Origin of the sequence: Luteimonas sp. TWI382 (assembly GCF_039674545.1) — a bacterium.
Taxonomy (GTDB): Bacteria; Pseudomonadota; Gammaproteobacteria; order Xanthomonadales; family Xanthomonadaceae; genus Luteimonas.
Genome location: NZ_JBDJNS010000006.1, coordinates 42,915 through 55,955 on the forward strand (window position 1 = coordinate 42,915; position 13,041 = coordinate 55,955).

The following is a 13,041-nucleotide window of genomic DNA, read 5'->3' on the forward strand; positions in this document are numbered from 1 at the left end:
TCAGTTGACGCGCAGCACGTAGCCGATCGGCGCGGTGCCCAGGCCGTCGAGGTCGAGGTAGAGGCCGTCGCGGCCGACCGACACGCTGTCGACGCGGGCGCGCACATAGGTGCTCAGTACCGAGGACTCGCCGCTGCCTGCCAGATGGCGTGCAGCGATGCCATAGGTCCCGGCCGGCAGCCGGTTGCCGGCGGCATCGGTGCCGTCCCAGGCGAACGCGACCTCGCCAGCGGCATGCGCGGGCACGCTGAACTGGTGGACCAGCTGGCCGTTGGCGTCGGTGACGTCGAAGTTCACGGTACCGGCCGCCGGGGCGGCGACCAGGCCGCTCGCAGCCCCTTCGTTGGGCAGCGCCAGCTTGGCCGACGGCAGCACCACGTCGCGGCCGACCAGGCTTGCGCCGCGCAGCAGCTGGTCGCTGGCCATCGCACTGGCGAACCCGTTGACCGAGGTGTTGAGGTCCTGGATGCCCTGCACGGTCGAGAACTGCGCCAGCTGGCCGAGAAACGCGCTGTTCTCCATCGGCTTGAGCGGGTCCTGGTGCTTGAGCTGCTCGGTCATCAGCCGCAGGAAGTCGGCCTGGCCGAGCGAGGCGTCTTTCTTGTCGGTCGCCTTGCCGCTCCCGGTCAGGCCGAGGCTGTTGGCGATGTCGCTGGAGATCGTGCTCATCAGCGGCCCATGCTCAGAGTGGCGACGGCCAGCTCCTTGGCGGTGTTCATCATCTCCACGCCGGCCTGATAGCTGCGCGAGGCGGAAATCAGGTTGACCATCTGCGAGACCGGGTCGACATCCGGCGCGTACACATAGCCCTGGGCATCGGCGAGCGGATGGCCGGGTTCGTAGCGCTGGATCGGCGGAGTCTCGCGCTCGACGATGCCGGCCACCTGCACGCCGGTCAGGGCCGGGTCGCTGGCGTGCGCGCTGGCGCGAAAGACCGGCTCGAGCGGTCGGTAGACCTGCTCGGGCGAGCCGGCAACCGAGTCGGCGTTGGCCAGGTTGCTGGCCAGCGTGCTCAGGCGGACCGACTGGGCCTGCATGGCCGAACCGGCGACGTCGAAGATCGGCAGGTTGCTCATCGGTTACTGTCCGGTGATGGCGGTCAGCAGGGTGCGGACCTTGGATTCGAGGAAGCTCAGCGAGGCGCGGTACTCCAGCGCCGCACGGCCGTAGGCGGCGCGCTCGGCATCGGGATCGACACTGTTGCCGTCCAGGCTGGCCTGGGCGGCGACGCGCGCGACCTCGAACGGCGCCAAGGGATCGGCGCCCGGCAGCGGGATGTGGTCGGCGCGCTCGCGCGGCGGCGGCTGCCTGCCGGCTTCGCGCGTGCGTGCGGCGGCGGCCAGCGCGGCGTTGAAGTCGAGATCGCGGGCCTGGAAGCCGGGCGTGTCGGCATTGGCCAGGTTGCTGGCGATGAGCTTCATCCGCTGCTCGCGCAGCGGCAGCGCATCGGCCTGCAGCCCGAGGTAGGACGAGATCGGATTGGACATGGCCGGGCTCCGGCGGAGGTCGCCGGTGACCGTGCAAGCGGCGTGCCAGGGCGCCCGGCGCGGTGGCCGCGACTGGGCTCAGGCGGCGACGAGTCGCCCGCCGGCCGCCTCGGCGACCTCGTGCAGGCGCTTGAGCACTTCGTCGGCCAGGTCGTGCGGGCTGTACTTGGCGACGAACGCGTTGGCGCCCACGCTCTGCACCATCGAGGTATTGAACACGCCCGACAGCGAGGTGTGCAGCAGCACGTACAGGTCGGCCAGGCCGGGGTGGCGACGGATTTCCGTCGTCAGCGTGTAGCCGTCCATGGCCGGCATCTCGATATCGGAGACGATCATCGCGTAGCGCTGCGAGGGCGGCTCGCCGGCCGCATGCAACTGCAACAGGTGGTCGAGCGCCTGGCGGCCGTCGGACAGCAGGGTCACGCCGACGCCGAGCTGGTCGAGCACGCTGCGGATCTGCTGGCGCGCGACGCGCGAGTCGTCGACCACCAGTACCTGCATCGGCGGCGCGTCGGCCGGCAGCGCATAGTCCGGGGACAGGTCGGCATCCATCCGCGCCTGCGAGATGTCGGCCAGCACGCTCTCCACGTCGATCACCTGGATCAGCTCGCCCTGGTAGCGCGTGACCGCGGTCAGGTAGCCGCCCTCGGCGCCCAGGTCGGGTGGCGGCAGCACGTCCTCGACCGCGATGTTGACGATGCGCTCGACCCCGCTGACCAGGAAGCCCTGGACCGAACGGTTGAACTCGGTGACCACCAGGTAACCGGGTGGGGCGTCGTCGCTGCGCTCGGGATGGCCGATCGCCACTCCCAGGTCGAGCACCGGCACGCTGCGCCCGCGCACGTCGGCGACCCCGGCGAACTGCGCCGGCAGCCCCGGCACGCGGAACAGGTGCGGCCGGCGCAGGACTTCCTGCACCTTGAACACGTTGACGCCAAAAACCTGACGTCCGCCGAGACGGAACAGCAGCAGCGCCAGCCGGTTGTGGCCGGCGAGGCGGGTACGCTGGTCGATGCGGTCGAGCAGATCCTGCGACATGCCTGCGGTATCGGCGCGCAACCCCACGACTTGAGCGGCGACCGACACGCGTCGCGGCACGGCGCTTGCATCGCCTGCGATATCCGTTCGTCCGTGAGGGCCCCGCCATGACCGTCTGCCTGCTGCGACCCGCCGCAATGGCCTGGTGCCTGAGCGCCGCGCTGCTGGCGGTCGCTGGGGTCACGTCGGTGGCCGCGTCGGACGCATTCCAGTCGGTCGATTCGATCCGCCTGGCGGCGCTGTCGGCGGTCGAGAGCGGCGAGGCCGAGGCGACGCTCGACCCGGCGCTGCGCATGCCGCGGTGCGCCGAGCCGCTGGAGGCCGCCCGCAGCGGCGGCGCCACGGTGGAGGTGCGCTGCCCCAGCGGTTGGCGGCTGTATGTGCCGGTCCGCGTGCGGCGCAGCCAGATGGTGTTGGTGCTGGCGCGCGGCGTGGCTGCAGGCCAGGCGCTCGCGGCCGATGATCTCATCGCCGAACGTCGCGACGGCGCGCGCGTGGCCGGCGCGGCGGTCGCCGATCCGGCCGATGCCATTGGCCGCAGCGCGCGCCGCACCTTGCTCGCCGGCAGCGTGTTGACCGCAGGCGACCTCGTGTCGCCGCGACTGGTGCGCCGTGGCGACACCGTCGCGCTGGTCTCGCGCCAGGCCGGTATCGAGGTGCGCATGGCCGGTCGCGCGCTCGGCGATGCCGGCGAGCGCGAGCGGGTCAGTGTCGAGAACCTGTCCTCGCGCCGGGTGGTGCAGGGCATCGTCGACCCGGCCGGCGACGTGGTCGTCGGGCGCTAGTCGACGATGCGATCCCACGCCCGGCGCCGATCCGCGCTAAAGCTCCGCGGACCGGGGCCGATACCATCCACGAACCCATTCACGCACTTCGTGTCAGGATCCCCGTCATGACCCACAAGATCGATGGACTCCAGGCGCCGACTGTCCGCAGTGCCGCGCCCGTGGCCGGCGCCCAGGTGGCCCGCGCCGGCGACAGCCGCGACAAGGCGGTCGAAGCCGCCAGCGCCACGACCGGCGACAGCCTGCGCCTGACCGGCGAGGCGACTGGCCTGCAGGCCCTGCAGCGCGACCTCTCGACACGACCGGCTTTCGACGAATCGCGCGTCCAGGCCGTGCGCGAGGCGATCGCCTCGGGCAGCTACCGCGTCGACGCCGAGGCGATCGCCTCGCGGATGCTCGATCTCGACGCCCGCCTGGGCGGCTGATCCGATGACGCCGGCACAGGACAGCCTGGCCCGTCTTGCGAGCGCGCTCGCCGACGAGCGCGAGGCGCTGATCTGCCACGATGTCGGCGCGCTGATGCGCTCGACCCAGGACAAGATCGTCGCGCTGCGCGAGCTCGAGCGCTGCCCGGCCGACGAACTGGCCGGCCCGTTGGCCGAGCTGAGCGAGCTCAACCGCGCCAACGGTGCGCTGCTCGCCCGGCGCCGGCGCGAGGTGAACTGGGCGCTGCGACACCTGGGGCGGTCCGAAAGCCTGCCCGGGTACGACGCACAGGGCCGCGCCGAGCGTGATTGCCGCAGCCGCGAACTCGCGGTCGCCTGAGCGGCGACGTCCTGCGGTTAGAATCGTCAGGCGTCCGTAGCCGGCTCCACGCAGTGCCCCCGATTTCCGATCCCGTCGTCGCACCGCCCCCGACCATGCCCACTTCGGTCCTGTCCTGTATCGAGGAGGGCGTCTACCTCTACGGAGGCGACGGTCGCCTGCTGTACGCCAACCCGACCGGCGATGCGCTGCAGCGGTTGCATCCGACCTGGGCCGCCGACGCGTATAGGCTCGACGCGCTGCTGCCGGCGCAGGCGCTGGAGCAGGCCGAGACCACCGGCCGCTGGCGCGACCAGGTCGCCTTCGGCGAAGGCACCCAGGTCGCCGCGCGTCTGTATCGGTTGGCGGCCGACGACGGGCGCTACCTGCTGGTGCTGCAGGACCCGGGCCGACCGCGACGCGGCGACGACGAACTGTTGCAGCGCCACCGCGAGCTCAACGTTCGCTTCAATGCGGCGCAGGAGCAGTTGCTGCAGGCCGAGAAGCTGGCCTCGATCGGCCAGTTGGCCGCCGGCGTCGCGCACGAAATCAACAACCCGATCGGTTACGTCCATTCCAACCTCGGCAGCCTGCAGGAGTACGTCGGCAACCTGTTCGCGCTGATCGATGTCTACGAGCGCGCGCTGCGCAGCGACGACCCGCAGACGATGCGCGCGGAGATCGACGCCACCCGCGAACGCCTGGACATCGACTTCATCAGCCGCGACCTGCCGCAGCTGCTGACCGAGTCGCGGCAGGGCATCGAGCGGGTCACCCGCATCGTCCGCGACCTGCGCGACTTCTCGCGCTCGGACCGCGAGCACGCCTGGCGCCTGGCCGACCTGCATGCCGGGCTCGAATCGACGATCAACATCGTCTGGAACGAGCTGCGCTACAAGGCCACGCTGGAGAAGGACTACGGCACGCTGCCGATGGTCGAATGCCTGCAGTCCGAGCTCAACCAGGTGTTCATGAACCTGCTGCTCAACGCCGGCCAGGCGATCGAGACCCAGGGCACGATCGCCGTGCGCACCGGCCACGAGGGCGAGGAGGTCTGGGTGGAGATCGCCGATAGCGGCAACGGCATTCCGGCCGAGATGCTGCAGCGGATCTTCGACCCGTTCTTCACCACCAAGCCGGTGGGCAAGGGCACGGGCCTGGGCCTGTCGATCTCGTACGGCATCGTCGCCAAGCACCACGGCCGGATCGAGGTCGACAGCGCGCCGGGCACCGGCAGCCGCTTCCGCATCGTGCTGCCGGTGCGGCAACCGGGTGCGCACGCCTGAGTCGGGGTGTGTGCCTGGCGCCTACTCCGTGCCGTCGCGCCCGCGCTGCATGTCGTAGGTCCGGAACGCCTGGCGGATGTGGTCGCGCAGCACGTTGTCGTCCCAGGGCTTGGTCAGGAACCGGTAGATCGCGCCGCGGTTGATCGCCTCGGTCACCGTGGCCAGGTCGGTGTAGCCCGAGAGCACCAGGCGGATGGTGTCGGGATAGAGCATCTTGACCCGGCCGAGGAACTCGGTGCCGTCCATCTCCGACATCCGCTGATCGGACAGGATCACCTGCACTTCGTTGGTCGCCAGCAGGCCGAACGCGTCGCGCACGTTGCCGGCGGCCAGGATCCGGTAGCCATCGCGGCGAAACAGCCGCACCAGCGCCCGCAGCACGTTCTCCTCGTCGTCGACCAGCAGCAGCGTGCGATGCGATTTGGTCGCGGTGAACAGCTCCGGACGCAGATAACGGCGACGCAGCGCCTGGCCCGCGGTCTCGGCGCTCATCGGTTCGCCGAACAGGTAGCCCTGGAAGTAGTCGCAGTCGGCCCGGCGCAGGAAGCCGAGCTGGGCCTCGGTCTCCACGCCATTGGCGATCACCTTCATGCCCAACTGGTGGCCCATCGCGATCAATGCCCGCACGATCGCGGTCTCGCGGCTGCCTGCAGGCGCGGCGTTGATGAAGCTGCGGTCGATCTTGAGGATGTCGGCCGGATACCGCACCAGCGCGCCCAGGCTGGCGTCGCCGGTGCCGAAGTTGTCGAGCGTGACCCCGATGCCCTCGTGGCGCAGCGTCGACACTGCGCGATGGACGACGTCGATGTTCGCGCCCAGCGCCCGCTCGTTGAGCTCGAGCACCAGCGAGGAGGTCGGCAGTCCGGCCTGCTGCATGCGGCCGAGCAGGCGATCGACGAATGCCGGGTCGAGCAACTGTTGCGTGGTGACGTTCATGCCGACGAAGAAATCGTCGAACCCCTGTTCGCGCCAGGCGCGGATCTGTGCGACCACGCGATCGAGCATCCAGTTGCCGATCTGCAGGATCGCGCCGATCCGCTCGGCGGTCGGCAGGAAGCGCTCGGGCAACAGCAGGCCGAGGGTCGGCGATTGCCAGCGCAGCAGCGCCTCCATGCCGATCACGCGCCCGTCGCGGGCGCTGATCTTGGGCTGGTAGCGCAGCCGGAACTCCCCATTGGGCAGCGCTTCGAGGATCTGCCGGCCGATGCCGTTCTCGCCCTGGCTGCGATCGGCGGCCGCGTTGCTGTGCAACTGGACGTGTTCGTAGACCGCGTGCGAGGCGCGGCGCACCGCATTCTCGGCCAGTTGCAGCAGGGCCGAGGGCTCGGTGCCGTGCTGCGGGCACAGGCTCACCCCGAGCTTGGCATCGAGAAAGAGCGTATAGGGCAGGACTTCGAGCGGGCGCTCGATCTCCTCGACCAGGGCCTCGGCCAGCGCCTGCGCCGAAGCGGGCGCGTCGTCGGGCAGCCAGGCGGCGACGACGAACTCGTCGCTGCCGTGGCGCCACACCATGCCCTGCGCGCCAAGCCTGGCCTGCAGCCGGGCGCCGACCGCCTCGAGCGCGGCGTCGCCGACGTCCGTGCCCATGTTCTGGTTCACCGAGACGAAATGGTCGATGTCCACGTGCAGCACCGCCAGGGCACCGCCGCGGGTTCTGGCATCGCGGATCATCCGCGCCAGGGCAGGGTGACCGGCACCCAGACGTTCCAGCGGCATCGAGGTAGGCTGCATCGCGGGATTCTACCGGCTCGCCCGGCCTGCAGCGGTCATGAGATGGCCTGCACGTCGTAGGGCAGGCGCGCCTCGATCCGCGTGCCACCGGTACGCGAGGACGCCGCGTCCAGTTGGCCACCGACGCCTTGCGCGCGCTCGCGCATGATCACCAGGCCCAGCCCCGTCGGTGCGCTGTCGGGAAAGCCGACACCGTCGTCGCCGACGTGCAGGCACAAGGTGCCGGCGTCCTCGTACAGCCGCAACGCCACCCGACTCGCCCGGGCGTGCCGGACGATGTTGGTCAGCGCTTCCTGTGCGATGCGGAAGCAGGCCTGCTCGACTTCGCGGGCCGGCCGGCGTGTCAGCGTCGCGACTTCGACCTCGGCCTGCAGCGCGGCGTTGCGCAGCAACCGTGCGGCATGCGCGCGCAGCGCGGCCTCCAGACCCAGCGCGTCGAGCTGCGGCGGGCGCAGCAGCACCGAGATGTCGCGCAAGCGCTCGATCGTCGCATCGGCCAGCATCGCGATGTCCTCCAGGTCGTCGCGGCGGCGCAGCGGGTCGGTCTCCACCAATGCACTGCCGGCGGCCAGCTTCATCGCGGTGACCGACTGCCCGATGTCGTCGTGCAGCTCGCGCGAGATCGCGCGTCGCTCGTCTTCCTGCAACGTGAACATGCGCGCCGCGAGCGCACGCAGTTCGGCGTTGCCGGCCGCCAGCGCGTCGCGCATCCGCTCCACCTCGCTCAGGTCGCGCAACACCACCAGCACGCAATCGGTGTCTTCGTAACGCGTGCGGCTGGCGGTCAGCGAGGCGCGAAAGCCAGTCGCGTCCCGGCGCCGCATGCGCGGGGCAGGCGTGTCGCGCGCGTGCGTGGGCTCGGCGAGCAGCGCGTCGAACGTCGCCCGGTCCTCGTCTGCGACCAGCGTCGCGGCCGGCACCCCCGCCATCGACCCGGCGTAGCCGAACGCGGCCGCAGCGGCGGCATTGGCGTGGCGGACCTGGCCGCCTGCGACCAGCAGCGTGCCGTCGGGCAGCAGTTCCAGCAGTTCGCGCAGTTCCCGGTCGCGCTCGATGCGCCGGGCGGCAGCGAGCGCGCGCTCGTGGTTGCGGACCAGGCTGGCGGCCTGTCGCCGCAGCCACCAGCCGGGCAGTCCGGCCGCCGGAATCAGCAACAGCGCGGCGACCAGCAGCCGGCCGTCGAGCGGTCCGGCGGCGGGCAGCGACGCGGGCAGCACCGCGCAAACCCCCAGCCAGGCCAGCCCGCCGAGCAGGCAGCCCAGCCAGACGCGGCGGCCGAATGCGGCGAATCGGCGGCGCAACGCCTCGTCCTGGCGCCGTGCGGCGCGGACGTTCGTGTGTGCGGAAACCATCTGACCGGCTGCCCCGTGCATCGTTCGCCCACGAGTCTACCGGGCTGCTTTCGACAGCGCTCAACTTCGTCCCACGGTCGCCGCTAACGGACGGTGAGCAAAGTCGCGATCCGCGACCTACCAAGCCGACACGGAGCGAAACGGTCCCAGATGGATGCCGGCGTCATCTCGAGTCTTCTCGATCACCCGCTGTCCGACGGGTTGTTGCTGCTCGACCGCGGCGGACGCTGCCTGGTCGCCAACCCGGCCGCCCGGCGGCGGGGCCTGGACCGCCTGGTGGAACTGCATGCGCCGTCGCTGTCGCTGCTCTATGCGCGATTGCTCGATGGCGAGCATGCGATCGCCTGTGAACTGCCGGGACCGGACGCCCCGCTGTACGGCCGATTGCGCGCGATCTCGGTGGACGGGGCCGGCCCGATCGCATTTTCGTTGAGCGTGAGCCTGTCGGAAGATGTCGAGGACTGGCTGGAGGCCGCGGAAGCGGGCGGGCATGCCCTGTGGGTGTGGGACGTGCGTCACGACCAACTGCGTGGTTCGGCGACCTGGCATGGGCTCGTCGGCCATCGCGATGGCGCGCCGCTGTCGTTCGAGGAGATGTGCCGCAGGGTGCATCCGGAGGACCGCGGGCGGATGCGGGAGGCGATCGGTGCGTATCTGACCGGACGCGAATCGTCCTATTTGTGCGAATACCGCTGCCTGCAGCCCGCCGCCGGCTGGCGCTGGGTGCGCGACAGCGGTCGGATCATCGCCCGCGACGCCCAGCGCGCGCCGCTGAAGGTGGCCGGCACGCTGACCGTCATCGACGACCATAAGCGGCTGGAGCAGCGCTTGCGCGAGCAGCGGCGCCTGGTGGAGGACACCCAGCGCCTGGCCGGCATGTCGAGCTGGAGCTGGGCCCCGGCCGCAGGGCTGGTGCACAGCGCGCCCGAGCTGCGACAACTGCTGGGCGTCGGCGACGGCGGCTCGTTGCGCGTGTGGCTGCGGCGGATTCCGCGCGCGCAGTTCCCGGTGCTGCGTACCAGCTGGCGCTGCCTGCGCGAGTGCGCCAAGCCCGCGCATTTCGACCTGGTGGTCGACAGCGTCGCCGGCCCTGCGCACCTGCAGATCTGGGCCTCGCTCAGCGGCGACGAGGACGAGGGCGGGCTGCCGGCGCGGGTGCTGGCACAGGTCCAGGACGTGACCCGGCAGCGGCATGCCGACGCCGAGGCACATCGGCGCGGCGACCTGTTGCGGCGCGTCGCCGAACTCGGCCGCATTGGCGGCTGCGAGGTCGACGCCGCGACCCGGCGTCTGCACTGGACCGGCGAGTGCGCCGGCCTGCACGGCCGCGAGGGCGAGTCGCTGGCGCTCGACGAGCTGTTGCGCCACTACACCACCGAATCGCGCGAGATCCTGCAAGCGGCGATGAGCCGCACCGCCGGCGGCGCGCCCACTCAGACCATCGAGCTGTGTTTCTACCGGCCCGACGGTGCGCAGGTGTGGACCCAGGCCGTCGTCGACTACGAGTCGGGCGACGGCCGGCCGGCGCGCTGGCTGGTGCTGTTCCGCGACATTTCCCGCGAGCGCGCCGCCAGCGAGCGCATCGAGCGCCTGGCGCACTTCGACGCGTTGACCGGGCTGCCCAATCGCACTCGGCTGCGCCAGGACATCGAGACGGCGCTGGTCGCCAACGCGTCCGCCTACCAGGCGCTGCTGCTGCTCGACGTCGCGGGGTTTGGCGGCATCAACGAGGCCCATGGCCATGCCGCAGGCGACGGCGTGCTCAAGGCCATCGCCACCCGGTTGCACATGCTCGTCGATGCCGGTGACCTGTTCGGGCGCGTAGGCGCCGACGAGTTCGTGGTGCTGCTGCAACAGGGCGAAAGCCGTCACGATGTCGCCAGCAGCGCGCAGCGGATCGTCGCCGGGCTCTCGGATCCGGTGCCGGTCGGCGGCGAGATCTTGCGCTTTGGCATCAGTGCGGGCATCGCGATCCGGCCTGCGGGCGTGGGCTTCGACGAACTGCTGCGTGCCGCCGGGGTCGCATTACACGGCGCGCGCCAGGGCGGGCGCAATCGGGTCGAGTTCTACAGCCCCGATGCCTGGCGGCTCGCTCGGCGGCGGCTGGATGTCGAACATGCGCTGCGCGGCGCGCTCGAGCATGAAGAGTTCACACTCGCCTACCAGCCGCTGGTCGACATCGCACGCCGCAGCGTCTCGGGGGTGGAGGCGCTGCTGCGCTGGCAGCATCCCGAGCTCGGGGTCTGCCCGCCGGACGAGTTCATCGGCATCGCAGAAGCGACCGGCGACATCGCTGCGATCGGCGACTGGGTGCTGCGCGAGGCCTGCCGCCAGGCCGCGGCGTGGGAGGCGGCCGGTATCGCGTTCGGCCGGATGTCGATCAACGTCTCGGCGGTGCAGTTGCGCGACACCGCGTTCGCCAGCCGGGTCCTCGCCGCCTGCGCCGAGGCGGGTTGGCCGCCGGCCCGGCTCGAGCTCGAGCTGACCGAATCGGCGCTGTTGCACGACACCGAGGCCCTGCGGTCCTGCTTCGACATGCTCGTGGGCGCCGGCGTGGCGCTGGCCATCGACGACTTCGGCACCGGCTTCTCGAGCCTGAGCTATCTGAGCCGCTTCCCGGTGGGCCGGCTCAAGATCGACCGCAGTTTCATCTCCGAACTCGGAGGCTCGCGGCGCGCTGTCGAGGTCGCCCGCGCGATCATCCACCTGGGCAAGGCGCTGCGCATGCAGGTCCTGGCCGAAGGTGTGGAATCGATGGAAGACGAGCGCCTGTTGCTCGAGTCCGGCTGCGACGAGGTCCAGGGCTATCTGTACTCGCGCCCGCTACCGCCGCGCGAGATGGCGCGCTGGCTGCTCGCCCACCACCAGGCCGTGGCCGGCGCCACCGCGCGCGGCCCGCGCCGCCGGACGAGCCAAACCCGGGGTCCGAGTGCACTTGCGCCTCGATAATTTGCACTCTCACCCCGGTTTTGCGAGCCGTCGTGTCGAGAAGCTGCCAAGCGTGCGGGCGCGGGGGCATCCCCTTGCGCGACACGTCGGCCTTTGAAACTGGATGCCGGTGGCCCGGAGTGCGCTTGAGAACGCGCTGGATTCGTTGGCCAGCCCGTCCGCGTCGCGCAGCGCGACGCTCAGTAGCCGGCGGCCAGGTCCCAGGCGATGCTGGCCGCCACCGGATCGGGCGCGGGCGCATGCGATGGCGACTGGGACGCGTGATCGAGCAGGTCGCGCAGTTCTTCGTGGGCAGCGGCGTCGAGCCGCTGCAGCAGGTCGGCCGGGATCCTGCTGACGGTGGCATCGGCCGGTGCGCTCGTGCGCGACTGCACGCAGGCCCCGGTCGAAGCCGGGGCCTGGGGCGGGGCGCTGCTGGCAGAGCGCGGTTCCAACTCAGAACAGCTCGACGGTTCCTGCGCCCATGCTCTCCTGCGCAACCGGCTTGTGCGGTGGCTTCTCCCAGGTCGAGCGCGACTCGCGCAGGCGCTGTCCGATCCGCTGCAGCGCACGCATCATTTCCTCGTCGAGCGCGCCGCCGTTGCGATGCAGGATCTCCTGCAGATCGATCGCCTCGCGGTTGATCGCGCTCAGGCGCTCGAGGTGGGCATGGACCCCGCCCAGCGCCTGGGTCGCGATGTCTTCGAACTGCAGTGCCCGCACCGCGTCGCCGACGCTCGAGTCGATTGCGCGCCCGCACTCGGAGATCTCGCGCATGCCGTCGCCGAGCGAGCGGTTGATCGCGGCCACCTGGGTCAGCATGCCCGCCGCCTCGGCGCGCGCGTCGCGTGAGCGGTCCAGGTCGCGCGAGGCCATGTTGGAGACCGTGTCGCGGACCTTGGCGATCGATTCCTTCGACGAATGGGCCAGCTTGCGGATCTGTTCGTTGAATGCGGTCGAGCGTTCGGACAGGTTGCGGACCTCGTCGGCGACCACCGCGAAGCCGCGGCCGGCCTCGCCGGCGCGCGCCGCTTCGATCGCGGCGTTGAGCGCGAGCAGGTTGGTCTGGTCGGCGATCGACTTGACGTCCTCGAGCAGCGCAAAGATGCCGTCCAGATGCCCAGCCATCTCATCGATGTGCGACACGGTGGTCACGCTCTGGCCGCTGACCTGCTCCAGCGCCTCGACCAACTGTTCCATGCGCTGGCTCGCGTGTTGCGCGAAGCGGGCGACATCGGCGCCGCCCATCCCGTCCTGGTCGCCGGTATGGTCGAGCAGCCGCCCCATCGCCTGCGCCTGCTGGCGGGACTTGCGGTTCATCGCGTCGAAGCTACTGCCCAGCGCGCTGACCGCTTGTCGGATCAACTCGCGTGCACGCTCGATCTCGACCCGCGATCCCTCGATCTCGGCGCCGACGAACTGGCGCAGTTCGGTCAGCAACTGGTCCTGCTCCTTGAGCACGCGCACCTGTTCGGGCGAACGCCGGGTTTCTCGGCGCAGCAGCCACAGGCCCACGCCCAGCCAACTCGCGGTGAGGGTCAGCAGGATCGCCCATCGCGCAGGCGCCGCCCAACCCAGCGCGAACGCCAGCGGCAGAAGCAGGGTCAGCGACAACGGCGCGGCGAGGCGGATCAGGATGCGTGCGTACATGGCGCTCTCAGGGAGGTTCTCACGCTCCCGGTATCGGCAC

Annotated in this window: 13 protein-coding genes; 5 read left to right on the forward strand and 8 right to left on the reverse strand. The window is 70.8% G+C overall.

What is annotated here, in order from left to right; genetic code table 11:
- From ABE505_RS05790 to ABE505_RS05805, 4 genes are all read right to left on the reverse strand, one after another.
- The gene (locus ABE505_RS05790) at positions 1-669 is read right to left on the reverse strand and encodes a flagellar hook capping FlgD N-terminal domain-containing protein (RefSeq protein WP_346442542.1); all 669 of its coding nucleotides are present in this window, start codon (positions 667-669) and stop codon (positions 1-3) included.
- Complete coding sequence (gene flgC / locus ABE505_RS05795) at positions 669-1,076, reverse strand: flagellar basal body rod protein FlgC (RefSeq protein ID WP_047135034.1); 408 nt, start codon at positions 1,074-1,076, stop codon at positions 669-671. Before flgC ends, ABE505_RS05790 begins: the two co-directional genes overlap by 1 nt.
- 3 nt (positions 1,077-1,079) lie before the next feature.
- Positions 1,080-1,487: a flagellar basal body rod protein FlgB gene (gene flgB / locus ABE505_RS05800; protein WP_346442540.1), complete on the reverse strand. Its 408-nt coding sequence runs from the start codon at positions 1,485-1,487 to the stop codon at positions 1,080-1,082.
- Between the two features lie 78 nt (positions 1,488-1,565).
- Complete coding sequence (locus ABE505_RS05805; RefSeq protein WP_183426914.1) at positions 1,566-2,525, reverse strand: chemotaxis protein; 960 nt, start codon at positions 2,523-2,525, stop codon at positions 1,566-1,568.
- 137 nt (positions 2,526-2,662) lie between these two features.
- Between ABE505_RS05805 and flgA the strand changes: the two genes are divergently transcribed.
- The 4 genes from flgA to ABE505_RS05825 all read left to right on the forward strand — a co-directional run bounded on the left by flgA (position 2,663) and on the right by ABE505_RS05825 (position 5,340).
- Positions 2,663-3,310 (forward strand): flagellar basal body P-ring formation chaperone FlgA, encoded by a 648-nt coding sequence (gene flgA, locus ABE505_RS05810; protein ID WP_346442624.1) that lies wholly within the window; start codon positions 2,663-2,665, stop codon positions 3,308-3,310.
- A gap of 107 nt (positions 3,311-3,417) precedes the next feature.
- On the forward strand, positions 3,418-3,735 hold the full coding sequence (gene flgM, locus ABE505_RS05815; RefSeq protein WP_346442538.1) for a flagellar biosynthesis anti-sigma factor FlgM: 318 nt from the start codon (positions 3,418-3,420) through the stop codon (positions 3,733-3,735).
- Between the two features lie 4 nt (positions 3,736-3,739).
- Positions 3,740-4,075, forward strand: a complete 336-nt coding sequence (locus tag ABE505_RS05820; RefSeq protein ID WP_346442536.1) for a flagellar protein FlgN — start codon at positions 3,740-3,742, stop codon at positions 4,073-4,075.
- 95 nt (positions 4,076-4,170) lie between these two features.
- Positions 4,171-5,340 (forward strand): ATP-binding protein, encoded by a 1,170-nt coding sequence (locus ABE505_RS05825; protein ID WP_346442534.1) that lies wholly within the window; start codon positions 4,171-4,173, stop codon positions 5,338-5,340.
- Between the two features lie 21 nt (positions 5,341-5,361).
- On the opposite strand, the gene ABE505_RS05830 is transcribed toward ABE505_RS05825, so the two are convergent.
- Complete coding sequence (locus tag ABE505_RS05830) at positions 5,362-7,071, reverse strand: EAL domain-containing protein (protein WP_346442532.1); 1,710 nt, start codon at positions 7,069-7,071, stop codon at positions 5,362-5,364.
- A 35-nt stretch (positions 7,072-7,106) separates the two neighbouring features.
- Complete coding sequence (locus tag ABE505_RS05835; protein ID WP_346442530.1) at positions 7,107-8,423, reverse strand: sensor histidine kinase; 1,317 nt, start codon at positions 8,421-8,423, stop codon at positions 7,107-7,109.
- A gap of 150 nt (positions 8,424-8,573) precedes the next feature.
- On the opposite strand from ABE505_RS05835, the gene ABE505_RS05840 reads away from it, so the two are divergent.
- The gene (locus tag ABE505_RS05840; RefSeq protein ID WP_346458267.1) at positions 8,574-11,372 is read left to right on the forward strand and encodes an EAL domain-containing protein; all 2,799 of its coding nucleotides are present in this window, start codon (positions 8,574-8,576) and stop codon (positions 11,370-11,372) included.
- A gap of 179 nt (positions 11,373-11,551) precedes the next feature.
- On the opposite strand, the gene ABE505_RS05845 is transcribed toward ABE505_RS05840, so the two are convergent.
- Entirely contained in the window at positions 11,552-11,746 is a 195-nt protein-coding gene (locus ABE505_RS05845; protein ID WP_346442526.1) for a hypothetical protein, read from the reverse strand.
- Positions 11,747-11,807: 61 nt separating this feature from the next.
- Positions 11,808-13,001 carry a methyl-accepting chemotaxis protein gene (locus ABE505_RS05850; RefSeq protein ID WP_346442524.1) on the reverse strand — a complete coding sequence of 398 codons (1,194 nt, stop codon included), beginning with the start codon at positions 12,999-13,001 and terminating at the stop codon, positions 11,808-11,810.
- Between the last annotated feature and the right edge of the window lie 40 nt (positions 13,002-13,041).